The organism is Paraburkholderia dioscoreae (genome assembly GCF_902459535.1).
In the GTDB taxonomy this organism is placed as follows: Bacteria; Pseudomonadota; Gammaproteobacteria; order Burkholderiales; family Burkholderiaceae; genus Paraburkholderia; species Paraburkholderia dioscoreae.
Map to the genome: position 1 here is coordinate 2,593,134 of NZ_LR699554.1, position 26,463 is coordinate 2,619,596.

Here is a 26,463-nt window from a genome sequence, read left to right on the forward strand (position 1 = left end):
GAAAATAAATCCAGAGAGCCTTACAGCTACCAGGCCAGCCGCGCCTCGTACGCTTTTTTGCTGTCCAGCGGCTAGGAACGGGTGCGCCCATTCCGTAGGTGGCGCACGTGCCACTTCGGTCTCTCGATGCTTCAAAGTTTTCTGGCTTCGCCGCGGGCCTCCAGCCCCGCTGGAATCCGGCACTTCTTTGCACCGTGCAGCCCAACCTGACAGGAGATAGAAGCGTGTCGCTAGATGATGTGATTGCACAACTTGATTTGCGATACGGTGCGCTTCCTGCACCGCGTGTACGGCAGCGTAAACGACGCTCTTCTCTCGACCCATACCTCGGCGAGATAAGGGCGTTCACATTGCGTCGCCTCTATGCTAGGAACCCTCGGGAATTTACGCTTGCCAGGTTGACCCGAGAGATTAGAGAGAAGTCAGGTCTGAGTTTCTGTGAAGATACCGTCCGAAATTACCTGTGTCGCCACAATCTGTTCCAGCTCTGGGGGCATGCAGATGCGAATCCGTGACTTGGCACGAACGGCTGTCGGCAACATCACTGCGCACGGTCTCTCTAAAGTTGAACTCGACGAGCTGAATGCGAGCGCGATACGCTCGATCGGCACCGAGCGCGCATATCGAGACGTCTACATCGAATACCTACATTGGCTTCGTGACCATCAGCTTCCGCTCGACGAAGCACATACCCGCGGCATGATGCTCGAATTTCTGGATGACTATGCGGAACTGCACATGCAGAAATCCGTCAACCGCGCGGTGCAGGCGTTACAAAAGATTTTTTCGGTTGCTTTGCCGTCTGTTGAAAGTTGCGTCGTCCCGACTGTCGAGGGGCGTGCATACTCGTTCAGTGCGGTCCGCAGCATTGTCACCAATCAGTCTCCGAAAAACGGGTTGTCGACCTTGCTCTGTTACGACGGGGGATTTCGAGCTCACGAATGCATCACGTTGCGCAGACCATGCGGCGAGAGTCCGTCTGTCCATCGCAACTGGTCGCATGATCGTTTTGTTGGAAGGACGGATTACGAGCTTTATCTGGTAGATGGTAAGGGAGGCCTCGTGCGAGCAGTCGCACTCTCGATTGAACTCGCGCGTGAACTCGAGAAATATGCGAGGCCCGCACCTGTGACTGTGCGTGATCGGGAAATCGACTATATCAGTCACTACGATATCGGTGGCGGACAGGCACTTTCTTCTAGTTTCAGCTACGCGAGCGAGCGGGCACTGGGGTATAGCCATGGCGTGCATGGTATGCGGCACAGCTTTGCCTGGAACAGACTGGCTGCGCTCATTCCCCTCGTTGGTCCACGGCGCGCACTCGAGATACTGGCACAAGAGTTAGGCCACTTTCGCGTCTCGATCACGCTCAATTACTTGGTTGGTGGCTGATACAACAAATGGCGAAACGACACCTTCCGCCAGGCCTCCGAGCGCGCAAACAGGCATCCGGCAATGAATATTTCTATCTGAAGACCGGCGCCATGGAAAAGGAATTACCACTCGGTCCCGATCGAGACACCGCTCTCGTCGTGTGGAGGCAGCATGCATTGAAATGTCACCTGCCCTCTGGCCCCGTTGCGCGAATCTGCGCGCTGTTGGACGTATTCGGCTGTGTTGAAATTCCGACACGGGATCGTCGCCGACGGCCCGCGCTCGAGAAGCAACTTGCAGCACTGGGAGCCTTCTTTGTCCGATGTGGCAATCCAGGACTGACAACAGAATGGCCAACGGTGGAAACGTACTTGGACTTCCGTGGTCCACACTGCGAGCTTCGCGCATGCGCGGAAGTTCGGCTCGTGGTCCACATCTGGGGATGGGCCCATAGATTATCGTTAATTGATGGACACCTCACGTGCCCATGGACATCGGCGTCGGCCCAAGCCCGAACGCGCCTGGGTATCGACCGGGAAATCGGTGAAGCGCTTCTCGCTGTCGCAAACTGCGCATCGACATCGTCACCGTCTATATGCGTCAGTGAGGGGCTACCGGCCTCGCTCACAGGAGAGCAGGAGAGCTGGGTGACGAGACAGGTCGCTTGCTCACCAAGCGATCGTCAAACACAGATTACTCGAATCCCGGCACAAACTCTGACTGAACAGACGGCACAAGCATTTTTGCGCAAGGCAGTTAAGCAGCTGAAAATAGACGGCCGCCTTGACCTTGCTCACGAAGCACAGCGTCTATCGACAAGTGACCTGCAGGTCGTGCTCAGCCTCGCCCTCGAGGGGGCAGCCCCAATGCATGACGCGAAGCTCGTCCTCGGAACAGGTCGCTCGGCTCGCCTCGACGAGCTTCGGGCCATCAGAAACACAAGGAGAAAACAGTGACCATTTGGGCATCCACTTGAATGCTTCCGTGGAAACTCTCACCGCTATCCGCAGCGTAATGCTGATCCAATCAAAGGATAACTAAATTGAGTTGACTGCTGAAACTTGTTGTGAGATCATGCAGTCAGCCGTTCGCTCGGCAGCATCACTTTTCAGCTTGCTTTCCACTCGTGCGATCATTTTGCTTGGTGTGCGAAAGTTAAACTGGACATCCAATTTAGCCGAACTAGTTTTGGCCATCAACTCAGATGTCGGACGCCTTGCGTACGGCATGCGCGAGCGAAGTTCACAACGCCTGCAAGGCAGTTCGTGCGCGGCTAAGCCATTCCAATCGGCCTCACCGGCTCTGAAACTGACATCTCGCACCCGCGTGCTGCGTGGGCGTTTTATTTGACGCCGGGTATTCTCGCCGCCATCCAGCACCTGTCAACTTGCAATTCCATTCACTGAACGCGCAAGCACTGCGACTCAGCACTTAGCCGCCGTCGTCGTCTTGATTGGAATTGGTGCAGCGACGCAACGTCGCATAGCCCCAACCTTCTCTGCGATGACTGTCCTCATGGACAGAAGGGCAGTCAATGCACCCAGATCAATTTCTCCAGCCCATGGCAGGCAGGCGACCGGTTCCCCGTCGCTCGCACGCCTAATGAACTTGAACGCGAAGCAAAAGTTCGCGGCCGCTACGGCCCGCGCGCCTTTGCCTCGCGTTTTTCTTTTCGCGGGGGAGTAGCGTGCGCTTCGAGATTGCGCACGCGATGTTCAATTGTCTGCCTAACGATGGAGAGGCTCACCATGGGTACATCCACTTACACTGCTATCCAGGCTCAGTCGGCCTACCCGCATGTCAAGTCCGACGGATTCACTTGCGCCGGATTCACTCGCGCCGCATTGCCCCAACCGATCATCCAATTGATGGCACAAAACAAAGTGCTCAACAAGAAGATCAAACAAGGGGCAATCTACAAGCACCTGTCCGCCAGCGCTGCCGGACAGGTCCAAGACACGGTCGACTATAAAAAACAGGTTCAGAAGCTGTCCCACCGGCAGGTCGTTCATCGTGTTGCTCGCTGGGGTGTCGTGGTCCTCAATGTAAAAGCGGCCTACTCGTTCGACGGCGAGCGTTACTGGTCGATTACGCTTCGCTTTTATCCCTTCGCACTTGTCGATGATCCTCAGCTTCTGGATCCCGTCTATCACAACGAAGCGCATAACTCGTTGGACAGGTGGCTGCCGCACGAACTCGAGTCCCTGATTTTGCGTCGGTACGACGGGCCTGGGGAGGTTGACGTCTCTGGCGAGGGTGACTTTCTCTTTGAGCCGCTGATCGTCACTATTAGTGGCGAAGTAAATCAGCCGCTCGATGCGGAACGCGTGGGCGGCGGCCTTCGCAGGATCTTCCAGGGCGGTGCGTTCGACCGCCGCTTTCTCGAGGTTGTGAACCACACCAAGGCGGTCCACGCACTCGTCCGCAAGGCACTGCAGGATGGCGTAAGCACGCCGGACATTGACTACGAGCGGGCACGGGTTGCATTGCAAACGAACCTGGGAGAATAACTGAGGCATTTTCCCCGAGGCCCACGGTTGACCGCAACTCGCTCATTCCGTCCCTCGGGACCCAGGATACAGGTTATGAAACTCTCTTCAATATAGGAAAACATAATGAAGACAAAAGCCGCGGTCGAAGTTGGTAAAGGAAATACAAAGACAATCGCCAGCGATGAAAATGGAGCTATCAAGAAGTTCATGTTCCCATCCGCAGTACGACTTGAAGCCCACGGAGCACTTTCCTCTTTCCGTGCAAGCCATGAAGCGAATCATCATGAACTTTTTCCGATTATCGACGGGACGCCGTTTTGCGTATCAACCAGACCAAACCAGAAGATCCCCGATCACAAAAGGTCGGCCCCCAATGACGATTTTCAGGCAAGCAAGGCCCACGACGCCTTGCTTGCCTCAGCCCTCCATGTCACTGGCCTTCGTCGCGTCGACGTCCTCGTCGTCGGCGCCCCGATCGAGACGTATCAAAAGCACGCATCGCGGTTGAAAACGCTCGTCGGGACGCTTGATTTTGGACTCGGCCGCATGATCGAAGTGGCTCGCACACTGGTCTTACCCCAAACGTTCGGCTCGCTGCTTGCGGCAAAGAATGAGCATGTCCTTGAGCGGGACGAGCACGTTAATCATTGTGTGATCGACCCTGGATACTTCTCTACAGATATCTTAACGACCAAAGGACTCCGTATCGATGATGCACGCAGCTTTGGATTCGCATTTGGAACGGCGGCCGTGTACCAGAAGATTGCAGATATGCTCTCTGCCGAGCTCCGCATGCCGGTCTCCGACCTTGACCGGATAGAGTATTCCCTCCGATCTTCAGCAGCTTACTGGGTGCACGGCCGCAACATCAATCTCCGTCCGTACCTAGACAAGGTCGAACCGCACATTGAAGCGCTCGTGATCGACATCTATGGACGACTGGGTGGCACCGAGGATATCTCGTCGATCTTACTTACGGGGGGAGGTAGCGCGCTCTATGAACGTGCCGTGCGCAAGGTGTTTCACTCCAGCCGTGTGACCCTAATGCCCGACCCGATTCACGCGAATGCTCGAGGCTACCTCATCGCCGGACAAGCAGCTGCGCTGTAGACTGGCCACAAACTTTTACTTCCCGCATGGACGTAAATATGGATGACGACAAGATTGAACTCACCGTGACAATCAATTCGGATACCTTTCCATTGCTTTGGGAAGCTCTCATGCGGGTTCAGGCGGGGCGCCGAAGAGCCGGCGCACTCAAACGAGCCGCCGAGAGCTTTCTGCTGCTTCAAAAGCAGTCGGCCCAGGCGGTTCTAACACATACGTCCGACGTGGAGAAATCCCAGCCCTCATCGCAATTCCAGTCGAGCCCCGCTGACCGTCCGATCGACCCTCATTCGGTCCGGGAGAGCCTGGGGCAATTTGGATTCGATTAATTGGTTCAACGCTTCCTTTAGACGGCAACTAGAGAAACTCGCGCTGACGCGGTCCCGAAACCACGAGCAGACACTGGGAGGTCAAATGAAGATCAGGTTGGATGAGTGGCTGAAACGCGAGTTCGATCCGCCGCCGGCGATCCGCACCGCGCGACTTTGGATCAACGCGGGCAAGATCTATCCCGCACCCGTCAAGATCGGTCGCTCTTATTACGTCGAACAGAACGCGGTCTTTCAGGACGGCACGGTTCGCCCACGTCTCGCACAACGAATTCCACAATAACTATGGCAGCACGACCACGTATCCGGCGCCGTGCCAACTGGCCGGCCAATATGCACGAACCACGCCCTGGCTATTACACCTGGCGCGACCCGCGCGATGGAAAGACGTACGTTCTCGGGCGCATCGATCTCGCTCTCGCGATCTTCGAAGCGCAGGAAGCGAATGCGAAGGCAGCCGCCGGCAAGGTAACTAAGAGCCTTGCGGAGCGCCTAGACACTCCGCGCGAGACAATCGGCGACCTGTTGGACAGGATGCCCGTCGGCAAGGCCAAGCCCGAGACCGTGCGCCATAGGAAGTACGTGGATTCAGCGATCCGCGACGAGATCGGAAAGGTACTGTGCGCCGATCTGACGACGAAACACGTCGCCGGCATGCTCGAGAAGGTCGAGGGGCGTGGGAAAATGCAGTGGGCAGTTCACATCCGCAGTCGCATGCGCGCAGTGTGTCGCCGCGGAATGGCGCTCGGGTGGATGGACAAGAACCCGGCCGACGCAACCGACAAGGCCAAGGTCACAGTGAAACGCCGCCGGCTCACGCTCCCGGAGTTCCAGGCGATCTATGAAAAGGCACCGCAGGTAGCGTTATGGCTGCAGAACGCCATGCTGCTGGCGCTCGTTTCCGGACAAGACCGGTCCACGGTGGCCCGCTGGGAGCGCAGCTTCCAACAAGACGGTTGTGCAGTCCTGACGCGCGGCAAGACGGGCGTCCGCATCGCGATTCCACTCGAGCTGCGGCTCGACGTACTGGGCATGTCGCTTGCCGACGTGATTGCTCGCTGCCGCTCGACAGGCATTGTCAGCAAATATCTTATCCATCACATCCGACCGAACGTCAACGCGCCCAAGGGCTCGGCGATCAAGATCAAGACCTTCACTTCGAAGTTCAAGGAAGCGCGCGACCTTGCCGGCATTACGGGCGACGACGCGCCGACCTTTCATGAAATGCGAAGTTTGACGAAGCGACTGTACATGGAACAGGGCGGCGTAGACACCAAAGCACTACTCGGGCATATGACTGACGCGATCGCTGACTTGTATGCAAATTCGCGTGGCCTTGAGCCTCTGAAGGTGAAGATCAGCACAAGGTGACTAGATCAACGTGCACTGGCGTCAGGCACAAATAGATCGTCATGGGATGAGCTTTCAGGGCGCTGCCCAATCCCAGCTGCCGTTCACCGCAAATAATCTCTTCAGTTCTCCGCGGGGACTAGCTGACCTGCAGTCAAAGTAGCGCTTCGGCTTGCTAATATCGCCCCCTTCGTAACGATGCGAAAAAATGCGGAGAGGAAGGTCCCCAAAGCCGGCCTGTTGAACAAGAAATGGAACGATTAGGAGACAGCCGTCGTTTCCACCAGCGCACGGCAATAGCGTGCAATCGATCTCGATGCGGGCGATCGCGGCGAGATCGATTCCCGCGTCATCTGGACTCTTTACTTTGCGCCAATACTCCTGGTCCGGATGGGTCTTCGGCTCCATGCCGCCCCCAGCCAGCGATTCGCCGAGACAGGTTGCGACACCCGCAGCCGTAATCGCGTGAGCGACATACTGAACCCCTAACCCTTTCGCTTTTGCCCCCCACTCCTCAACGAGATTGAAAATCACCTGATTACGAGGACGCACATGATCTGGAAGCTTATCGGAACCGCCCTCAATTTAGGTAGCAGTTAAAAAACGTTCGAGCACGATAAGTCGGTCTAGGCAGTCGGTTCATGACATCTTCAGTCCTCACGCAAATGCACGGGTGCCGATGAGAAGCTTTGGCACTTTGGATGCATGGACGACTGTAGTGCGCGCGCACCGTAATCCGCGAACGTTCCCCAAGCGTTACCGTCGAATGACCCGGTGCCGGAATAGCGCCGCAGCGCGCCCAATCCATGCGTAGGGCAAAGCCGCCGCAGCCCTAACTTCACAAATAGGGTCGACCGAGAAAGTTCTGCACTTGACTGCGTTGTGCAATCAGGTTTGCGGCTAGCTAGCATGCAAAAGGTCTTTTTAACCATTGCCGTGCACGAGGCGCCATTTGTGCCCGACGTGGCACTCGGGGCACGCGCCTCACCAGCAACGCTTGGATACAACAGCCGTTCGCGACGTTACAGACAACCGCCGAACTCAGCGAATAGGTGCTACGGGTTTTGAACAAATTTTGAACAGGTAGTGAACAACCCTTGCTGGATAAGACTTTGCGGGCGACGGGAAATGTCGAAATGGTACGGGCCCACGTCGAAACTCGTGGCGCTGAACCTGTCCGGATACGCCCGCCGCAGCAGCGCGGCAACCCGCTCGCGAAACTCGGCTGCGCGCAGCGGCAACGCCACATAGTCGTCCGCGCCGGCGACGAAGGCGCGCACGACGTTCCCCTCCGCCGTGTCCGCCGAAGCGAACATCACCGGCAGACGGTCGCCGCCCACCGCGCGCGCCGCGCGCAGAACCTCGGCACCGGAAAGGCGTACGCCCTGCCAATCGAGCACCAGAAGATCCACGGTAGAACGCGCGAGCATTCTCGACATGCTCAGGCCGTCGTCGAAGGCCGTGCAGATGTGGCCGGCGGTCGTCAGGATCTTTTCGATCGACTGACGCATGACCGGGTCACGTTGAAGAATGGCAATGCGCATGGGATAACTCTTAACTGATAGCTCGGACGCGATTCTCAGAGGCACGCCCGCGCCATCCCATAGGAGCAATCCTAATTTACATATGAAGCGGTCAGCCCTGATAGCGCCGCCGGACATTCCTGCCCGCGCTTGCGACAATTCTCAAAACGCCAACGCATTTGCACGAAAGAAGCACGTTCCGGGGAACTTTTTCAGTCTAATTAAACGCTTCCTGAAGCGATCGGCTTGCATCCTGTAAAATCGCCGCTTGGCCCCAGTCGTCATCGCGCCTGCCTTACCCGGGCCGGCGCGCCGGTGTCCCGTGCTCTACCCAGCGCTTGCCACACTTCTCGCCCGACGACCGCCGTGTTTCCACGCACTACGTGTGGCTCCCAATCCAATAAAGACATCAGCAATGCAAGCGACAAATCTGGGTGGAGCGCAGGCTGTCACCCCACGCCCTCTTGGGCGAAGCGATTACAAGACGCTCGGTCTCGCCGCGCTCGGCGGGGCTCTGGAGTTCTACGACTTCATCATCTTCGTGTTCTTCGCGCCGGCGATCGGCCAGCTATTCTTTCCGGCGGCGATGCCGGACTGGCTGCGCCAGGTGCAAACCTTCGGCATCTTCGCCGCGGGCTATCTGGCACGGCCGCTCGGCGGCATCATCATGGCGCATTTCGGCGATCTGTTCGGCCGCAAACGCATGTTCACGCTGAGCGTGCTGCTCATGTCCGTGCCGACGCTAATGATGGGCCTGCTGCCCACCTACACCAGCATCGGCGTGCTGGCGCCGGTCCTGCTGCTGTTGTTCCGCGTCATGCAAGGCGCGGCGGTCGGCGGCGAAGTGCCGGGCGCCTGGGTATTCGTCTCGGAACACGTGCCGCAGCGGCACATCGGCTATGCATGCGGCACGCTGACGGCCGGCCTCACGGCGGGCATCCTGCTCGGTTCGCTGATCGCCTCGGCGGTGAACCGCAACTTCGCGCCGGCGGAAATCTCCGCGTACGCGTGGCGCATTCCGTTCCTGGTGGGCGGCGTGTTCGGCATGTTCTCGGTCTACCTGCGCCGCTGGCTGCATGAGACGCCGGTGTTCGCCGAACTCAAGCAGCGCAAGGCGATTGCCGCCGAAGTGCCGCTCAAGGCCGTGCTGCGCGACCACGGCCGCGCCGTGATCGTCTCGATGCTGCTCACGTGGATGCTCTCTGCCGCGATCGTCGTGGTGATCCTGATGACGCCGACGCTGCTGCAAAAGCAGTTTCATATCGCGCCGGCCACCGCGTTGCTGGCGAACTGCGTGGCGACGCTGTGCCTGACGATCGGCTGCGTGATGGCGGGCTCGATTGCCGGCCGCATTGGCGCGGGGCGCACGATTTTCATCGGCGGCCTGGCGCTGGCCGTGACCTACTACGTGATGTTCCAGCAGCTCGCGCTCGATACCTCGGCACTGGTGCCGCTGTACGCGGTGGCCGGCCTGTTCGTCGGCGTGATCGGCGCGATTCCGTTCGTGATGGTCAAGGCGTTCCCGCCGGTTGTGCGTTTCTCGGGCATCTCGTTCTCGTACAACGTGGCGTATGCGGTTTTCGGCGGCCTCACGCCGGTCGCCGTGTCGCTGATGATGAAGTCCAATCCGATGGCCGCGCCGATGTACGTCGGCGCGATCTGCATTCTCGGGGCATTGACCACGCTGTTCATCAAGGACTCGCCGCAAAAGCGCTGATCGGCGGTTTCTGTCCGTCATTCTGTCTGGCAAAAACGGCGCGCCGCACGGTGCGCCGTTTTTATTCGCATCGGATTCGACGTCCGCGGTTTCCGCGACATCCACACTTCACGCCGCCGCGAAACATGGTGCGCTGCATCGGTCCTACGATGTGTCGCATGAACTCCTCAAACATCTCCCATTCACCCGCCCTCGGCCGCGTCCTCGCGACGGTCAGCGTCGGCTTCGTCGTCACGCAACTCGACGTCACCATCGTCAACATCGCGCTGCCGGGAATCGGCGCGGATCTCCGTGCGAATGTCGCGGGGCTCCAATGGGTCGTCGACGCCTACACGCTCGCGTTCGCCGTGCTGATGCTGTCCGCCGGCGCGCTCGGCGACCGGTTCGGCGCACGGCGCCTGTACGCGGCCGGCATCGTGCTGTTCGCGCTCGCGTCGCTCGCCTGCGGCCTCGCGCTCGACGCGGCCATGCTGGTTGCGGCCCGCGCCCTGCAAGGGGTGGGCGCGGCCGCCATGCTGCCGAACTCGCTGGCGCTGCTCAATCAGTCATACGGACACGATCCCAGACTGCGGGCCCGCGCGGTCGGACTGTGGACCGCGGCGGGCGCGATTTCGATCGCGGCGGGACCGGTGGCCGGCGGCCTGCTAATCGCGGCGTTCGGCTGGCGCAGCATCTTCCTCGTCAATCTGCCGATTTGCGCCGCCGGCTTTCTGGCCACCTTGCTATGGATTCCGCAACCGGAGAGCGCGCCGCGTCAAGGCGCGCAGCCGGGGCCGGGGCCGGCGGCGGCCGCGCCGGCTGATGCAAGTCCGCGTGGCATCGATCTGACCGGCCAGTGTCTTGCCGTCGTCGCGCTGACCGCCTTCGTCGCCGCGGTGATCGAATGGCGGCCGCTGGGACTCGGTCATCCGTTCGTGGCCGGCGGTTTCCTGCTGGCGCTGATCGGAGCGAGCGCCTTTATCGCCGTGGAATCGCGCATCGCGGCGCCAATGCTGCCGCTCTCGCTCTTTCGCAAGCGCTCCTTCAGCGTGGCGGTGCTGTTCGGCATCTGCGTGAACCTGACCTACTACGGCATGGTGTTCGTGCTGAGCCTGTATTTGCAGCGCGTGCGCGGCTATACGCCATTGCAGGCGGGTCTTGCCTTCCTGCCGTTGACGGGCGGCTTTCTACTGTCGAACGTGGCGAGCGGCTGGGTGGTCGGCCGCTTCGGCGTACGGGTGCCGATGATCGCCGGCGCGATCACCGCCGGTCTCGGCTACGGCCTGCTGCATTGCGTCGACGCCGCCACGCCGCTCATCGGCCTGCTGCTGCCGTTCCTGCTGATTCCGTCGGGCATGGGCCTCGCGGTTCCGGCGATGACCACCGCCGTGCTGGCTTCGACGGATGCGAAACGCGCCGGCACAGCCTCCGCTGTGTTGAATACGGCGCGGCAGGCCGGAGGCGCGGTCGGCGTGGCGGTCTTCGGCGCACTGGCGAGCGGTGCGGCCGCTGCGCAAATCGTCCCGGGCATGCAGGCGGCGACCGCCATGTCAGTCGCTTTCCTTATGCTCGGCGGCGTGCTGAGTTGCTTCGTGCAACCGCAGCCGCAGCCCTCAGACTCCGCGGTTCGCGTTGCCGGTCGCGGACGGATCGGCGAATCGCGCTGAGCGCGCCGCCCGCTGTATCGTTCGCGCACAAAAACGACCCTCGCGATGCTTGCGCATGGCGAGGGTTATCAGCGCGAGGGCTCGTTGCGGGCAGCGGGCCACGACGCGAAAGCCGCCGACGCCGCGCCGCCAGGCTTATAGCGACGCTTCCTGAATCGTGCCGGTCTGGATTGCGCGCTCGATCAGGCCTTCGTCCTGCGCCTTGGCGATGGCATCGGCAACCAGTTTTTCCGGCTCCTCGATTTCCGCCTTGATCGTGCTAATGATTCCGGACGCATCCAGAATCACCAGTGTTTTCGCCGAATCGGCCAGACTGATGATCACCCGGTGCGGCGTAGGCCCTTCACCGAGACTCGCGCACAACTGCGTGACCTTGCCGCCAATGGTTTGCTCAAAACTTTGAATCATTATTTGCTCCCTGGTTACAGCCGGAATCGAAAGCGCCCCTCACAGACTACCTGAACGGCCGCATCAAAGTCCAAGTCCGCCGCGCGACGAGCGTGCGCCGAGAGAACTTCCTCCCGGGCGTGCACCGTCGATACTGATCCCGCCCGCGCCGGTCACGAACAGCAGCAGGAAACCGCCGGCAATGCCGATGTTCTTCCAGAAATGGATCACCATATCGCGTTGCAAGGCGGCGTCGGTCACGTTCCAGAAATCGTGGCCCAGCACCGCTGTCGCTACCGTGTACGCGGCCATGATGAGCGCAAGCGGACGTACCTTGAAGCCGACGATCAACAACAGACCGCCGAGCGCCTCGACTGCGACCGCGATCGGCGCGGCGACCTGCACGAACGGCACGCCCTTCGAATGCAGATAGCCGACAAAGCCCGCATAGCCCAGCAACTTCATCACTCCGCCCCACAGGAACAGCACGGCAAGGGCAATACGCGCGATGAGGATAACGCCGGAATCGACGGGACGCGACATGAGGGGCTCCTGTAAATGAATAAGCAGCAGACCCGGCCGGGAGGCCGCAGTTCCCCGCATTGCACGTGAGAATATGTGCATTGCCCGCCTTTTCCAAGCTCAGGCCAAGGTGGGCGGCGCGAGGCGTGCCGCATACGGGAAGGAAAAGAGCGCCCTGGCGCCGAGCGGGACGCCGGTTGGCGTCCCCTATCCATGCCGCCGCCGTGCTTATGCCCGAGGATACGTCGCGACTTCGATCAGGTTGCCGTCCGGATCGCGGCAATACACCGAGGTCATCTTGCCAAGCGCGCCGTCGCGCTCCACGGGGCCAGCCGCGATTTCGACGCCTTGGGCGAGCCAATGCGCCTTGACCTCGGCCGGGCTCGTGGTCGTAACGAAGCACAGATCGGCGCTGCCGGGCACCGGCTCGCGGCCGGTGAACCACGCGACGGTGTCGGCCGCTGCGGGACGCAGATTGATCTTCTGATTGCCATAGGTCATCGCCACCCGCGTGCCGGTGCGCGACTCGAACTCGGTGCGCTGCATGCCGAGCATGCGTGCGTACCACGCCGCGCTGACCTCCACGTCCGCAACGTTCAGAACGAGATGATCCAGACTCTCTATAGAAAAGCTCATGGGTTCGTCACCGTGATGTGGACCGTTGCCTCGCGGCGGACCAGGACGGTCCGCCGACAGCGGCCAGAAGCAAAGGTGGCACGCGTGTGATACTCGCGTGCGGCTATCGGCATGTTGCGCTCATGGCGTCGCGCTGGCACCAGCACCAGCACCAGCCAAGATTACGACTGCGGCGCGTCCGCGGCGAGCAGAACGCCCTTCGTAAAGACGAAGCAACCATAGCCGCGCGCTTCGCCGGTGGCGATCACGCAATACGCTTTGCGCGCCCGCTCATAAAATGCGAACCGCTCGATCGGCGCGAACGGCACGTCGCGCCCCTCCGCTGCGTTGACTTCGGTTTGTGCCTCACGCTGCACGGCCGGAATCGTGTGCGGTTCGCCGACCACCTCCATGCGCGACGCCGGGTGCTCGATGAATGTATCCAGCGGCATCACCGAGAGAACCGCGCGAATCGCGCGCGGCGCGCTCACGCCGTCGAGGCGGAGCAGCTTGCCTGATACGCTCTCGCGCGCGACCGAGTCGCCCGGAAAATTGGCGTCGCAAATGACGAGTTCGTCGCCGTGGCCCATCGAGCGTAGTGCATGCAGTATGTCGGCATTGAGCAGCGGGTCCAGATTCTTCAGCACGGTGTCTCCTTGTAGTCCGATCAGGTCCGATTGGCGGCTGGCCGCCCGGGTTCGGAGGTTGGTTTCCGGATGCGCGGAGCACCCGGCTCACGCCCGCGTTCGAGTCGGCCCGAAACGGCAGGCGCCCGGCTCGACGAAGGCGTGACGGCGCTTCGAATCGCTTCCAGCGAACGATTGTAGCAAGCAACGCCGCACACATTCGCCAAGGGTCGCCCGTGGCCGCGGCACGCTGCGCTTTTGCCCGAGTGGGCCGTCGCCCGGACCTTCTGCGTGGCCGGCAAAGTACTGGCGGCACCGCACTGCCAACGCAGCCAGCCGACCGACGCCAGCAGCACGAGACCCGCGCCGCCCAGCACCGGCTCGCGCCAGCCGAGCAACGCGATGAACATAAACGCGCGCGCACCGGCGAGCAGCGCGAAGCCGGCGATTGAGCAGGACAGCGAGTCGACGGCGCCCGCCAGGCGCGCAACCATGATGGCCGTTTGCGCAGACGTGGCGGCAGTGAGCTCGTCCATGATCGTCTCCCAAAAAAACGATGTTCAGGCGCCGCCCGGCACCTGATCGAGGAAGCCGGTAACGGCCTGCAAGAGTCCGCGTGGATCGACCACACCGAAGTCGGACCCCTTCACGATTGCCTCGCCGGCGGGCGTGATCAGTTCCCAGGAAAAGCGCAGCCGGTTGGCGTAGCCGTCAACCTGGCCCGTACGGCGAAACGTGTGATGCGGGAAGCGCTCGTGCACCGCGCCGATCATTGCGTCGATGCCTTCGTGGCCAGCACCCGACAGCAGCGGGTCGCGATAGTCGGCGTCGGCGCTCCATGTCGCGGCGATCAACTCGCGACGGCGCGAGCCATCGGTCTCGTTCCATGCATCGAAATAACGGTCGATCAGATCGGTATGCGCATTCATCTCAAGACTCCTTCATTGGCATGACTGAGCACTACGTCTCGCAAACACGTTTGTATGCGGCGGGCCCGGAGTGAAGATTGGCGGCTTGGACGCAGTGCGTCGATTACGTGGGAGGTAAGCAAGCGCGCGCAGCGGTGCGAACGCATTTTGCTGTATGCCGTTCGGCGTTTGCCGGATAGGCCATCCGGCCGAGTCATCAGCCGCGACGGCAGCCACTAACCTCATGTGGCAAATGGGGGCCGCGCGGCACTGGCGCGCGGCGTGTGACGCACTCAACAGACACGGACACGGGCCGCTTTTTCAATATGGTTTTTACACCTGCAAGACCGTATCCGAAAGGATACATTTCTCAGCAGATCGGTTCACCACCTGTGTACACGGTCAACCGCACCGAGGAGTTCGACACCTGGCTCGCGCGGCTCTCCGATCAAAGAGCAAGGGCGAAAATACTCGTGCGAATCCGGCGTGCGGAACGCGGGCATTTCGGCGACGTGAAGTTGCTGGAAGACGGTGTGTCAGAGATGCGAATCGACTGCGGCCCGGGTTATCGGGTCTACTTCGCGCGTGAAGAACGCGTAGTCTATCTGCTGCTCTGCGGTGGCGACAGGTCCACCCAGCCGGCCGATATCAAGCATGCCAAAACAATGTGGGCAGCAATCAGAGAGGAACTGTCATGAGCAAGATCAAAACCGCACCGTTCGACGCGTCACACTACCTCGATAGCGAGGAAATGATCGCCGAGTATCTCAACGCAGCACTGGAAGAAGGCGACGCCGACGTCCTGCTCGCCGCAATCGCCGACATCGCCAAAGCGCGCGGCATCGCCAAGATCGCGGCAGATGCCGGACTTGGGCGCGAAAGCCTCTATAAAACACTCGCGCCCGGTTCCAAACCACGCATGGATACGGTGTTCAAACTGTTGCGCGCGCTCGGTGTCAAACTCAACGCGGTGCCCGAAGGTGTGGCGGCGGCCTGAGTTGCGTTTGGCGTCGCGTTCGCCAGTCCGCCGACTTTGGCACCGTGTCAATGCGCCGGGATCTGCTTCGTTGTCAGGGGTGTTCCGGGGTTTTCCATTACCTGTCAGGTAATGGATCGCCGGCGCGGTTTGGCTATCATCGTTGGCATGAACACACTCTCGCTTGCCCAAACCGTCCCGCCGCATATGCCGGCGGCCAGCCGCACGGTCGGCGATCTGCTGCGCGAATGGCGCCAGCGTCGAAGAATGAGTCAGTTGCTGCTCGCCGCCGAAGCCGATATTTCGACCCGGCATTTGAGCTTCGTCGAATCGGGTCGCGCGGTGCCGAGCCGGGAAATGGTCATGCATCTTGCCGAACGGCTCGACGTGCCGTTGCGGGCGCGCAATGCCCTGCTGGTCGCGGCAGGTTATGCGCCGTTGTTCCGGGAGCGGCAGCTATCGGACCCACAATTGGCTGCTGCACGCGGGGCTGTCGAGTCGGTGCTGAAGGGGCATGAGCCCTACCCGGCGCTTGCCATCGACCGGCACTGGACCATCATTGCCGCGAATGGCGCGCTCGCGCCTCTGCTCGACGGCGCAAGTCCGGAACTGCTGAAGCCGCCGGTCAACGCGCTGCGCCTGAGCCTGCATCCGGAGGGCATCGCGGCGTCGATCGTTAATTGGTATGCGTGGCGCGAGCACATACTGGCTCGGCTGCAGCGGCAAATCGACGTGAGCGGCGACGATGCTCTAAGCGCGCTGCACGAGGAACTGGCCGCCTATCCTGCGCCGCCGGGCGCAGAAGCGGCCGAACACGACACCACCGCCGCCGGCCAGATTGCGGTGCCGCTGCGGCTGCGCACGCCGATCGGCGTGCTGTCGTTTCTGAGCACGACCACGGTATTCGGTACGCCGGTGGACGTAACACTTTCGGAGCTCGCCATCGAAGCGTTCTTCCCAGCCGACCAGCAAACCGCGGCGGCATTGCGCGAATCCGCTGGGAGTCGATGCGCAGAGGCAGTGCGCCACCCATAGTCTGACGGTAGACGCGGCACTGCCCAACGTCGAGTCCGTCTCCTTTCAATCGCCAGACCGAGCGGAGAGAACATTTGTACAACAACGCCGTGCTCATACGCCAACTCGGTCCCGACGACCGCGACGACTACTTCCAGCTTCGCCTGCGCGGACTGCGGGCGCATCCGGATTCGTTCGGCCAGAGTTACGAGGAGGCGCTCGCCAAAGGCGCGTCACAACACGACGCGATGCTGGAGGGCTCGCGTGCGGCAGAAGGCGATTTTCTGCTCGGCGCTTACGCATCGGCGGCAACGGCGTTGATCGGCGTGGTCGGACTGCTGCGAATCCCGAGCGACAAGCAGCGCCATAAAGCCGCCGTGGTCGGCATGTATGTTGCGCCGGAAGCCGCGGGCTGCGGCGTCGGGCGCGCATTGCTCAATGAACTGCTGGCGCGGGCGTCGCATATAAACGGTCTGCGGCAAATCCAGTTGCTGGTCGGCAGCCGCAACGAAGCTGCCCGAAAACTTTATGAATCGCTCGGTTTTCGCAAATATGGCTGTGAAGTTGGCGCGCTGAATGTCGACGGCGTGTTTCACGACGCCGATCTGATGGCGCTGTTTATCCAATAGATACAGACACCGATAGCGAAGGCGGCGAACCTCGCCGCCGTTCAGCGGCTCGTCCGGCTCGGCGTCGAAGTCGAGCATACCGGTTCGGCCACTCAATAGAAGTTACGCAGGAAGTTACAAATCCGGCCTTGTTTGTAACCGGGGCCGCACCAACCTGTTACATCTCCGCTTTGTCCCCAAAGTACGGTCAAGCAACGGTACTTATTACATATATTGACCCCTCTTTCTATTTCCCTTCCAGCCAAAGCTGGAATTACCTCGTCGTGACCGGCTCCTATTATTTGTTCAGATGAATAAGTGAAAAGCCTGTATTGCAAGGGTTTTCATGGATCTGACAACAGTTCGGGCGGGCGGAAAATCCGCTATGCATCATGTATTACAGCACCATGAAAGAGTTACCGAAAATTGATGTATCTTTTTGAGACATTTTTTTGAGAAAGGATTGATTTCTTGTTTTACCCTTCATACAATTCGTCCCAAGCTGTTACGAAATGTAACGCGATGTATCAAAAGGTCGCCATCTGTATCTGGTGGTGACAGTAGCCGGAGGACATCATTTCCGGCGAGGCACAAAAGACATAACGGCAAAAAATGCCGACATCGTAATTCGGGGCTTCGGAAACACAAAAATGGACCGTAGCAGCGAGACGCTGGATTCAATCCGCGAGATCAACTTGTCTTACATCATGCTCGCGCAACGTATGTTGCGTGAGGACAAACCGGTCGGCATGTTCCGGCTGGGATTGTCATCGGAACTGGCCGATTTGCTTGCCGGGCTGTCGCTCGCGCAGATCGTCAAGCTGGCCGCTTCCGATCAGCTTTTGTGTTTCTTCCGCTTCAACGACCACTCCATGTTGTCGGCGTTGACGCAAACGACGAAACACACAGCAGTTGCACCGACTCACGCGGCGATCCTGCTTGCAGGCCAGCCTGCTGAGCAGTTCGCTTAATCGAGGTGACCGCGATGCTCAAGCGTAGCCTGACGGAAGACGCACAGGAAGTATTCCGTGCGATCGCACTGATCGAACTCGGCGCGCGCATGCAGGTGCTCGAAAGCGAATTGACGCTCTCGCGCGACCGCATGATCCGCCTGTATCGCGAGGTCAAGGGTGTATCGCCGCCCAAGGGCATGCTGCCCTTCTCGGCGGACTGGTACATGACGTGGCTGGCGAACATTCACGCGTCGCTGTTCTACAACACGTATCTGTTCCTGAAGAACGAAGCGCGCTGCTCGCATCTGGACGCGCTGACCAAAGGGTATCGGCTGTATCTGGAACATTGCCAGCACAGCGAAACCGAACCGGTGCTGGACCTGACGCGTGCGTGGACGCTGGTGCGATTCTTCGACGCCGACATTCTGCAATTGACCAAATGCTGCCGTTGCACCGGCAAGTTCGTGGCACACAAACACGATCTGCAGCACAACGTGGTGTGCGGCGCATGCCAGCCGCCGTCGCGTGCCGGTAAGACGAAGAAAGCCGCGGCCGCCCGCCAGGAAGCGCTCGAAGCCGCGCAGATCGCGCAAGCCGCCTGATGACTGGATTAACGCTGACTCGATGAGGGCTGGTCCGGCCCGACCCGATCCGAAGCCTCACATAGAAAGTCCGCTCCATGCGGACTTTCTTTCGCCCTCTTCGCCCTCTTCGCCCTCTTCGCTCCTTTTGTCCCGTTAGCGCCGACAGCCGGCGCGAGGCCGGATCATCCGGCCAATCCCACCGTTTGCACCACCAGCCAGAGGTTCGCCGCGCTGATCACCACGAACAGCGTCCACGCGACGCACCGTGTCAGCAACGTATTCGCGAATTCGCCCATCAACGAACGGTCGTTAGTCATACGGATCAGCGGGTAAAGCGCGAACGGCAATTGCAGGCTCAGCACGACCTGGCTTGCGACCAGCAGCTTGCCGACGGCGCCGTTGCCCATCATCTGCACGCCGATGAGCGCGGGAATCAACGCCAGAGCCCGCGTGATGAAGCGCCGTTGCCAGCACGGAATCTTCAGCTTCAGGAAACCCTCCATGATGACCTGCCCCGCCACCGTGCCGGTAAAGGTCGAGCTTTGCCCCGAGGCAAGCAAGGTCACGGCGAACAACACCGCCGCGAAACCGGTGCCGACGACGGGCGCGAGCAGCTTGTAGGCGTCCTCGATTTCAGTGACCTGATTGTGGCCGGTGGCATGGAACGCCGCGGCGGCGAGAATCAGGATCGCCATGTTGATCAGCAGCGCCAGTACGAGCGACACGATCGTATCGATGCGCGACATGCCGATCGCCGACCTGATGCTGGCGGGATCGCGCTTCACCGCGCGCGTCTGGACGATCGACGAATGAAGATAGAGGTTATGCGGCATGACCGTTGCGCCGAGAATGCCGATTGCCAGATACATGGGCTCGCGCGAACTCAAAGCCTGCCACGACGGAATCAGCCCCTGCGCGACCGACGGCCAGTGCGGCTGCACCAGCGCCAACTCGATGATGTATCCAACGCCGATGGTCGCGATCAGCCCGAGCATGATCGCTTCGAGGTCGCGGAAATTCTTGCCCTTCAGGCCGAGCACGATCAACGTATCGAACGCGGTCAGCAGCACGCCGGTGGTCAGCGAGCATTTGAAGAGCAGATGGAAAGCGAGTGCGCCGCCGAGCACTTCGGCCAGATCGCAGGCCACGATCGACAGTTCCGCCAGCAGCCACTGAACACGCGCCACGGCCGGCGAATAGCGTGTTCTCGACAACTCGGCGAGATCGCGCCCGGTCGCAATGCCAAGGCGCATGCTCAGGCATTGCAGCGCCATCGCCGCGAGACTCGACAGCATGACAACGAACAGCAGGCTGTAGCCATAGCGCGAGCCGGCTTCGATGTCGGTCGCCCAGTTGCCCGGGTCCATATAGCCGATCGAGACCAGCAGGCCGGGCCCCGCGAATTGCAGAATCTTCTTCCAGAAAGGCGCGTCTCGCGAGACGGCCACCGAGCCTTGCACCTCGGATGGGCAAAACGGCGCCGTTGCCGTAGTCGGTAGTTTGAACTGCAATCCGGGAGTCTCTTGAAGGGGATAAACACGGCGCATCGTACAGGCCGCCGCGAGCCGCCTCAAGTGTACAAAGAAACCTCCGGCAACGCGCCGGTAAGCGCGTAGCGGCCGACGTCGCGCACGCGGTAGTCGAGCGGATCGTGCAGCGTATGCACGCGAGCGTTGCGCCAGAAACGGTCGAGCGCGAGCGGCGCATGCGTGGCGCGGGCGCCACAGGCGTCGAACAGCTGTTCGCTGACGTCGAGCGCGGCGCGGTGCGCGACGATCTTCGCCTCCGAGGTGGCGAGCGCCACCTGCGCGCGGGTTTCGGGGGAAAGCGCCGCGCCTTGCTGCCATGCGTCTTCGAGCAGCCAGGCAGCGCGCGTGGCCAGCGCTTCCGCGCTGACCGCTTGCAGGCGCATCTCGCCGAAGCGCTGGATCAGGTAGGGATCGTCGGTGGCTTTGTCCACGCCGGAATAGATCCACGGCTTGCCGTGCCGCGTGACGTAGGCTCGCGCTTCGTCGAGCGCGCCTTGTGCGATGCCCACGAACAGGTTGGTCAGCACCAGTTGCGAGATCAGCGTGCGCAAACTCGCGTGCGGCGTGTCGGGCCGCTCCATCACTTCTTGCGGTTCGAGCTTGACGCGCACGAACGACACGCTGCCGCTATCGGTCTGCCGCTGACCGATCGGATTCCAGTCTTCGTGAACGGTGATGCCTTCGCGCGTGGTCGGCACGACGCCGAACACCGGTTTGCCGGTGACCGGATCCTGCGCGGAGACCGTCATCATCTGCGAGCCGCGCGTGCCTGAGCAGAACCCCTTCTGGCCGTCGAGCAGGTAGCCGCCGTCGCCGCTTGCGGTGGCAATGAGCCGCGTGTCGAGCGGATTGACCGCGTTACCCCACCACCAGCGGTTTTCGACGGTGCCGCTCAGATAGCGGGCGCGTTGTTCAGGATTGCCCCATACATTGACGCTGACCACCTGCAGGCAGGTGAAGCCCAACAGATGCGCGAGCGCGCTGTCCACTTGCGCGATCTTGCGAACCGTCTCGTAGATGTCGGGCCAACGCGCGCCGAGGCCGCCGAATTCGCGCGGCACCGCGAGCGTGAGAAGCCCCGCGTCGGCGATCCATTGTTTTTCCTGGGCGGCGTGGCCGCCTTCGAGATCGCGCTGCGCGGCACTGGCATGCAGCGCGTCGAGCAGACTCGCGAGATCGCGCACCACGGGCGCAGCGGATGCCTGAGGCGTGTGCAACGCATCGGCATGACGAGGATCGTTCATGCAATTTCCACGTGAAAAGTTTTTTGGCGGACGGCCGCGAACAGAATGCTTGCGACGACGCCCAAAGCTGTAGCTAGCATGATAGGCGGTGATGCAGGCGCCGGAAATGCGCGCGGCTATTCTTCATGCAAATAACCGCCGCGTGGCCGGGGCGACGACCCGATCATGGGCGCTCACGCCCGCTGCGCGAGCCGCCGCACGAATCGGTCGCCGACGAACTGCACCGCGGTGACGATCACGATCAGCAGCACGATCACCGTCACCATCACGGTCGTATCGAAGCGCTGGTAGCCATAGCGGATGGCCAGATCGCCGAGGCCGCCGGCGCCGACTGCGCCCGCCATCGCCGACGAGCCGATCATCGCCACCACCGTGATGGTGAAGCCGCCGAGAATGCCCGGCAGCGCCTCCGGCAGCAGCACATGCCAGATGATATGCCGGCGTTGCGCGCCCATTGCCTGCGCGGCTTCGATCAAACCACGGTCTACTTCACGCAAACTCACTTCGGCTACGCGCGCGAAAAACGGAATCGCCGCGATGCTGAGCGGCACGATCGCGGCCCATACGCCAATCGTCGTGCCGATCAGCAAACGCGTGAGCGGCAGCAATGCCACTAGCAGAATGATGAATGGCGTGGAGCGGAACGCATTGACGAGTGCCCCGAGCGTGCTGTTCACCACCCTCTTCTCGAAGATGCCGCCACGTGTCGTGGTGACCAGCACCAGTGCCAGAGGAATGCCGACCAGCGCCGCGATGAATGCGGACACGCCGACCATGACGATGGTGTCGCGAACCGCGTCGGCGAGTTCGGAAAGCCACAGATCAGACATAGCCCAATACCTCGACATGATTGGCGTAGCGGCGGGCGCGTTCGAGCAATGTCGCGATCTGCGTTTGCACGGTGCTGTCCGCATTCGCACGGACTTGCGCCGACACCACGAGGCGTCCCTGCGCATGCCCCTGAATCCGGTCGATGCCGCCATGCACGAAGCTCACTCGCCCGCCTTCGACACTCAACGCCGAAGCAAGCCCGCCGAGATCCGGCTCACGCGCGTCGACGCCGGTGAAACGCACGTCCAGCAGAATCTGCGCATCCGCTTGCGCGATGTCGTGCAACGGCTTGACCCGCTCGGCGAGGTCCGTCGGCAAGTCATGCACCAGGGTACGCAACAGCGCGCGCGTCGCGTCGTGTTGCGGATCGCCGAATACGCGCCACACTGGACCGGTTTCCACGACTTCACCGCGCTCGATCACCGCAACCGTATCGCAAACTTCGCGAATCACCTGCATCTCATGCGTGATCAATACGACGGTCAGGTTCAGGCGCTGATTGATATCGCGCAGCAAGGCGAGAATGGCTTGCGTCGTTTCCGGATCGAGTGCGGAGGTGGCTTCGTCGCAAAGCAGAATGTCCGGATCGGTGACCAAAGCCCGTGCAATCCCGACTCGCTGTTTCTGACCGCCGGACAGGCTCGCCGGATAAGCATCGCGCTTGGCGGACAAGCCCACCAGTTCCAGCAGCGCATCGACCTTTTTCTCGATCGCCGCTTTCGGCACGCCGGCGATTTTCAGCGGCAACGCAATGTTCTCGCTCACCGTCTTTGCGGACAGCAGATTGAAGTGCTGGAACACCATGCCGATACGGCGACGCAGAGTCACGAGTCCGCGCTCGTCGAGTTCGCCGACACTCACGCCATTCACGCGCACGGCACCTGAACTCGGCTTTTCCAGGCCGTTGACGAGTCGCAGCAGCGTCGACTTGCCGGCACCGCTGCGACCGATAATGCCGAACACTTCGCCGCGCGCCACGTTCAACGTGACGTTGGCAAGCGCCGCGGTTGCCACGCCGCGCGTGTTGGCAAACACCTTGCCGACGTCGTCGAATATCACGGCGGGTTGCGTCGCCGTTGCGTGCGAATCCGCGTTCACGGCGAGAGACGGCGCGTCTTCGATGAACTGCGGCGCGTCGAAAAGATTGGCCATGATCCAGCTCCTTTCAGGCTTCCGCGGTGGTCGGCGCAGCCGCTTGCAACCGGCGCCGATGCTGTGCGCCGGCATGCACGCCGGGCTTCCACGCGGGAGCGTAATCTTCGAACGATTCAGGCATGCCCGCGCGGGTTACCAGGCAACGGCATAAAGATTGCCGAAGGCTTTGTCGAGCGCGGCGCGCACCGCCGGCGAATGCTGATAGATCGAGATGTACTTACGGATACGCGGGTCGTTCACGCTTTCCGGACGCACGACCCACTGGATCGCGTAGTTCTTGTTCTCGAGGCCGTCGAACAGCAGCGCGCTATTCGGATCAGTGGTACCCGCGAGCTTGATGAAACTCGGATAGCCCTGCGCGAGATCGACGTCGTCGAGCGAGCGCGCCAGTTGCGATGCTTCGAGCTGCACGATCTTCAGGTGCTTCGGGTTGTCGATAATGTCGAGCGTCGTCGCGCGATAGTCGACGCCCGGCTTGAGCTTGATCAAGCCGGCGCGTTGCAGCAACAACAGACCGCGGCCGCCGTTGACCGGATCGTTGGCAATGGCGACCGTGGCGCCGTCTTTCAATTCGTCGAAGCGTTTGATCTTCTTCGAATACAGGCCGATCTTCATGATCGTGCCGGGCGCAATCGCGACGAAGTTATAACCGCCCTGCTTCTTCGCATTCTCGAGAAACGGAATGTGCTGGAAGTAGTTGACGTCGATGTCCTTGTTGGCGAGCGCCGCATTCGGCGTGTTCCAGTCGGTGAACTCGATGATCTTCACGTCGAGTCCCTGCTCTTTGGCTTCGCGCGCGGCGATTTTGAGCGCCTCGATTTGCGGGCTGGTCGCAGTGCCGATTTTCAGCGTGGACGAGTCGGCCGCTGAGGCAGGCGAGACCTGCAATGCGAGCGTGAGACCGAAAGCGCCGATGAGCGAGATAGCCGGCGTGTGGAAAAAGCGCCGCACAGTGGATAGAAAAATGCGCATGGTGAACTCGTGGGATTGGGGCGTGGTGTTGATTCGAGGCGAGCCGATCCACCGTCATGCGCGCGCGTCTTCGAAGCGGACTTCGTTTGGAAGCGTAAGCACGCATGCCGGACATATGGGCAACGGAAATCCGCAACGTGCGGCTCAGGCCGCGCGTGGCAGCGACAGGACGCGCAGATCGGTCAGCGCGGACAGCGGAAGATCGGACAGGTCATCGCCTCTCTCCAGATGAGGTGCGGCTCATCATAGAGGGCGGAAATGCGGCGGTCTACGAAGGGATTTTCGAAAGGAAAGCGGGAAAAATGATTTGGGCAACAAAACGCCGGGGCCGCGCTTTCGCGCGCCCCGGCGTCCACCGCTCGCCCCTCGCGGGACAAACTTACTGCTTCGCCACCTGCTGCACGGAAGCGGAAGCGGGCGCCGACGCAGCGACCGCAGCCACAGAAGCCGACGCCGGCGCAATCGCGCCTACCGCCGTATCAGGCGCACTCACGCCGCCCCAACCACCGCCCAGCGCGCGAATCAGATTAACCGTCGCCACCGCCTGCGTGCCCGACAGATGGCTCGCCTGCAACTGCGAAATCAGCACCTGCCGCTCGCCGTCGATCACGTCCAGATAGCTGACCGCGCCTTCCGTGTACTGCGTACGCGACAGATGCGCCGCCCGTTGCGATGCCTGAACCGCATCGTTCTGCTCGCGCATCTGATCGTCGAGCAAGCGCAAATCGGCCAGGTTGTCTTCGACCTCACGGAACGCCACCAGCACCTGCTGACGATACTGCGCAACGTCCTCGTCGTACTTCGAACGGGCCTGCGCGAGATTCGCCTTGCGGCGACCGCCGTCGAACAAAGGCAGCGTCAACGCCGTGCCGGCAAACGGCCCGAGAATGAACGCACGGCTCGACCACATGAACAGATCGCCGAGCGTCGCCGACTCGAAACCGGCCGCGCCGGTGATATCGAGTTTCGGGAAGAACGCCGATTTCGCAAGGCCGACACGCGCGTTCGCCGCCTGCATCGCCCGCTCAGCTGCCGAAATATCCGGGCGCCGCTCAAGCAAAGCCGAGGGCAGACCCGGCGGCACCCGCACCGTCACGGGCGCCAGCGGCGCCTCCGCAAACGAGAAATCCGCCGGCGGCTTGCCCAGCAGAATCGCGAGGCTGTGTTCCGACGCGGCGCGCTGACGCGCCACGCCCACGGCGTCCGCACGCGCACTCGCGAGTTCGTTGCGAGCCCGCGAGACATCCAGCTCGCCGATATCGCCTTCCTTGAAACGCCGTTCGACCAGCTTCAGCGTGTCCTCGCGCAACGCCACGGTACGGCGGTACAGATCCTGATCCGTATCGAGCTCACGCAACTGGAAGTAGTTCTGCGCAACGTCCGCCTGCAACGACAGTTGCACGGAACGGAACAGCGCTTCGCTTTGCTGCTCGTCCGCCCGCGATGCGTTCACGTTCGAGCCGACCCGACCGAACAGATCCGCCTCGTACGACGCGCCCACTTGCGCGCGCCAGATCGTGCCGTTCGTGCCGCCCGCGCTGTCTGGCTGGAATTGCGACGCCGCCGAAGCACGCTCGCGCGTCGGGCCGAAGCCTGCGTCGAGCTTCGGGAACCAGTCCGACTTCGCCGCCTGCGTCACCGCCCGCGCCTGCTGCACGCGCGCCGCGGCGGCCTTCAGGTCCTGATTGGCGGCGGCCGCCTGCTCCTCGAGCGCGTTGAGTTGCGGGTCGCCGAAAATCGTCCACCATTCGCCTCGATGCGCGTCGTCGGCGGGCTGCGCCTGCTTCCATGTACCGTTGTCCTGCGCCGATCCAGCCGACGGCGCGGACGCTGCAGACGGCGCCGACGCAGCAGGCGCTTCCTTGAACGCAACCGGCGTATCCACTTCAGGCCGTTTATAAGTCGGCTCGACGGAGCAGGCAGCGAGCAATGCAACCAGCAAACCGCTGGTAGCCGCCCGGCCCCACCCACTCAAAGATTCAAAGCGTTTCATTATTGTTT

26 protein-coding genes and 2 pseudogenes are annotated in these 26,463 nt (G+C 61.4%); 14 read left to right on the forward strand and 14 right to left on the reverse strand.

Annotation, left to right across the window (positions count from 1 at the left end; genetic code table 11):
* The first annotated feature begins 501 nt into the window (after positions 1-501).
* The 6 genes from PDMSB3_RS31805 (at position 502) to PDMSB3_RS31830 (ending at position 6,673) form a co-directional block, all read left to right on the forward strand.
* Positions 502-1,392: a site-specific integrase gene (locus tag PDMSB3_RS31805; RefSeq protein WP_165189009.1), complete on the forward strand. Its 891-nt coding sequence runs from the start codon at positions 502-504 to the stop codon at positions 1,390-1,392.
* A gap of 1,730 nt (positions 1,393-3,122) precedes the next feature.
* Positions 3,123-3,884 carry a hypothetical protein gene (locus PDMSB3_RS31810; protein WP_165189011.1) on the forward strand — a complete coding sequence of 254 codons (762 nt, stop codon included), beginning with the start codon at positions 3,123-3,125 and terminating at the stop codon, positions 3,882-3,884.
* Positions 3,885-3,989: 105 nt separating this feature from the next.
* The gene (locus tag PDMSB3_RS31815) at positions 3,990-4,976 is read left to right on the forward strand and encodes a ParM/StbA family protein (RefSeq protein WP_165189013.1); all 987 of its coding nucleotides are present in this window, start codon (positions 3,990-3,992) and stop codon (positions 4,974-4,976) included.
* A 38-nt stretch (positions 4,977-5,014) separates the two neighbouring features.
* On the forward strand, positions 5,015-5,302 hold the full coding sequence (locus PDMSB3_RS31820) for a hypothetical protein (protein ID WP_165189015.1): 288 nt from the start codon (positions 5,015-5,017) through the stop codon (positions 5,300-5,302).
* 85 nt (positions 5,303-5,387) lie between these two features.
* A complete protein-coding gene (locus PDMSB3_RS31825) occupies positions 5,388-5,585 on the forward strand; it encodes an excisionase (protein WP_165189017.1) in 198 nt (65 codons plus the stop codon).
* A gap of 2 nt (positions 5,586-5,587) precedes the next feature.
* Complete coding sequence (locus tag PDMSB3_RS31830; protein WP_165189019.1) at positions 5,588-6,673, forward strand: phage integrase central domain-containing protein; 1,086 nt, start codon at positions 5,588-5,590, stop codon at positions 6,671-6,673.
* 54 nt (positions 6,674-6,727) lie between these two features.
* Here PDMSB3_RS31830 and PDMSB3_RS31835 read toward each other — a convergent pair whose 3' ends face one another.
* On the reverse strand, positions 6,728-7,186 hold the full coding sequence (locus tag PDMSB3_RS31835) for a hypothetical protein (protein ID WP_165189021.1): 459 nt from the start codon (positions 7,184-7,186) through the stop codon (positions 6,728-6,730).
* Between the two features lie 584 nt (positions 7,187-7,770).
* Positions 7,771-8,196, reverse strand: a pseudogene (locus PDMSB3_RS31840) (response regulator transcription factor); the annotation flags it as partial.
* A gap of 394 nt (positions 8,197-8,590) precedes the next feature.
* On the opposite strand from PDMSB3_RS31840, the gene PDMSB3_RS31845 reads away from it, so the two are divergent.
* Positions 8,591-9,892 (forward strand): MFS transporter, encoded by a 1,302-nt coding sequence (locus tag PDMSB3_RS31845; protein WP_007177870.1) that lies wholly within the window; start codon positions 8,591-8,593, stop codon positions 9,890-9,892.
* A 149-nt stretch (positions 9,893-10,041) separates the two neighbouring features.
* The gene (locus PDMSB3_RS31850) at positions 10,042-11,538 is read left to right on the forward strand and encodes an MFS transporter (protein WP_084747725.1); all 1,497 of its coding nucleotides are present in this window, start codon (positions 10,042-10,044) and stop codon (positions 11,536-11,538) included.
* Positions 11,539-11,673: 135 nt separating this feature from the next.
* On the opposite strand, the gene PDMSB3_RS31855 is transcribed toward PDMSB3_RS31850, so the two are convergent.
* The 6 genes and pseudogenes from PDMSB3_RS31855 to PDMSB3_RS31880 all read right to left on the reverse strand — a co-directional run bounded on the left by PDMSB3_RS31855 (position 11,674) and on the right by PDMSB3_RS31880 (position 14,617).
* Entirely contained in the window at positions 11,674-11,946 is a 273-nt protein-coding gene (locus PDMSB3_RS31855) for a hypothetical protein (RefSeq protein ID WP_007177872.1), read from the reverse strand.
* 63 nt (positions 11,947-12,009) lie between these two features.
* The gene (locus tag PDMSB3_RS31860) at positions 12,010-12,468 is read right to left on the reverse strand and encodes a DoxX family protein (RefSeq protein ID WP_007177873.1); all 459 of its coding nucleotides are present in this window, start codon (positions 12,466-12,468) and stop codon (positions 12,010-12,012) included.
* A gap of 207 nt (positions 12,469-12,675) precedes the next feature.
* Positions 12,676-13,083 (reverse strand): VOC family protein, encoded by a 408-nt coding sequence (locus PDMSB3_RS31865; RefSeq protein ID WP_007177874.1) that lies wholly within the window; start codon positions 13,081-13,083, stop codon positions 12,676-12,678.
* Positions 13,084-13,244: 161 nt separating this feature from the next.
* A complete protein-coding gene (locus tag PDMSB3_RS31870) occupies positions 13,245-13,709 on the reverse strand; it encodes an RbsD/FucU family protein (protein WP_007177875.1) in 465 nt (154 codons plus the stop codon).
* 302 nt (positions 13,710-14,011) lie between these two features.
* Positions 14,012-14,224 (reverse strand): annotated as a pseudogene (locus PDMSB3_RS31875) (hypothetical protein); the annotation flags it as partial.
* 24 nt (positions 14,225-14,248) lie between these two features.
* Positions 14,249-14,617 carry a nuclear transport factor 2 family protein gene (locus tag PDMSB3_RS31880; RefSeq protein WP_165189023.1) on the reverse strand — a complete coding sequence of 123 codons (369 nt, stop codon included), beginning with the start codon at positions 14,615-14,617 and terminating at the stop codon, positions 14,249-14,251.
* A gap of 263 nt (positions 14,618-14,880) precedes the next feature.
* Here PDMSB3_RS31880 and PDMSB3_RS31885 point away from each other — a divergent pair, with 263 nt between their 5' ends.
* The 6 genes from PDMSB3_RS31885 to flhC all read left to right on the forward strand — a co-directional run bounded on the left by PDMSB3_RS31885 (position 14,881) and on the right by flhC (position 18,749).
* On the forward strand, positions 14,881-15,294 hold the full coding sequence (locus tag PDMSB3_RS31885) for a type II toxin-antitoxin system RelE/ParE family toxin (RefSeq protein ID WP_327197049.1): 414 nt from the start codon (positions 14,881-14,883) through the stop codon (positions 15,292-15,294).
* Positions 15,291-15,593 (forward strand): addiction module antidote protein, encoded by a 303-nt coding sequence (locus tag PDMSB3_RS31890; RefSeq protein WP_007177879.1) that lies wholly within the window; start codon positions 15,291-15,293, stop codon positions 15,591-15,593. Before PDMSB3_RS31885 ends, PDMSB3_RS31890 begins: the two co-directional genes overlap by 4 nt.
* Before the next feature lie 147 nt (positions 15,594-15,740).
* On the forward strand, positions 15,741-16,607 hold the full coding sequence (locus PDMSB3_RS31895) for a helix-turn-helix transcriptional regulator (protein WP_232292840.1): 867 nt from the start codon (positions 15,741-15,743) through the stop codon (positions 16,605-16,607).
* Positions 16,608-16,681: 74 nt separating this feature from the next.
* Positions 16,682-17,215 (forward strand): GNAT family N-acetyltransferase, encoded by a 534-nt coding sequence (locus PDMSB3_RS31900; protein ID WP_165189025.1) that lies wholly within the window; start codon positions 16,682-16,684, stop codon positions 17,213-17,215.
* Positions 17,216-17,844: 629 nt separating this feature from the next.
* Positions 17,845-18,165: a flagellar transcriptional regulator FlhD gene (gene flhD / locus PDMSB3_RS31905; RefSeq protein WP_007177882.1), complete on the forward strand. Its 321-nt coding sequence runs from the start codon at positions 17,845-17,847 to the stop codon at positions 18,163-18,165.
* Positions 18,166-18,179: 14 nt separating this feature from the next.
* Positions 18,180-18,749: a flagellar transcriptional regulator FlhC gene (gene flhC / locus PDMSB3_RS31910; protein ID WP_007177883.1), complete on the forward strand. Its 570-nt coding sequence runs from the start codon at positions 18,180-18,182 to the stop codon at positions 18,747-18,749.
* A 164-nt stretch (positions 18,750-18,913) separates the two neighbouring features.
* Here the strand turns inward: flhC and PDMSB3_RS31915 are convergent, their stop codons facing one another.
* From PDMSB3_RS31915 to PDMSB3_RS31940, 6 genes are all read right to left on the reverse strand, one after another.
* Positions 18,914-20,242 (reverse strand): Nramp family divalent metal transporter, encoded by a 1,329-nt coding sequence (locus PDMSB3_RS31915; protein WP_007177884.1) that lies wholly within the window; start codon positions 20,240-20,242, stop codon positions 18,914-18,916.
* Between the two features lie 59 nt (positions 20,243-20,301).
* Positions 20,302-21,504, reverse strand: coding sequence for an acyl-CoA dehydrogenase family protein (locus PDMSB3_RS31920; protein WP_165189027.1), 1,203 nt, complete (start codon positions 21,502-21,504; stop codon positions 20,302-20,304).
* Positions 21,505-21,677: 173 nt separating this feature from the next.
* The gene (locus PDMSB3_RS31925; protein ID WP_007177886.1) at positions 21,678-22,334 is read right to left on the reverse strand and encodes a methionine ABC transporter permease; all 657 of its coding nucleotides are present in this window, start codon (positions 22,332-22,334) and stop codon (positions 21,678-21,680) included.
* Positions 22,327-23,487, reverse strand: a complete 1,161-nt coding sequence (locus PDMSB3_RS31930) for a methionine ABC transporter ATP-binding protein (protein ID WP_165189029.1) — start codon at positions 23,485-23,487, stop codon at positions 22,327-22,329. The genes PDMSB3_RS31925 and PDMSB3_RS31930 overlap by 8 nt, the downstream gene beginning before the upstream one ends.
* 135 nt (positions 23,488-23,622) lie before the next feature.
* Complete coding sequence (locus tag PDMSB3_RS31935; protein WP_007177888.1) at positions 23,623-24,462, reverse strand: MetQ/NlpA family ABC transporter substrate-binding protein; 840 nt, start codon at positions 24,460-24,462, stop codon at positions 23,623-23,625.
* Between the two features lie 379 nt (positions 24,463-24,841).
* Entirely contained in the window at positions 24,842-26,455 is a 1,614-nt protein-coding gene (locus PDMSB3_RS31940; protein WP_007177889.1) for an efflux transporter outer membrane subunit, read from the reverse strand.
* Between the last annotated feature and the right edge of the window lie 8 nt (positions 26,456-26,463).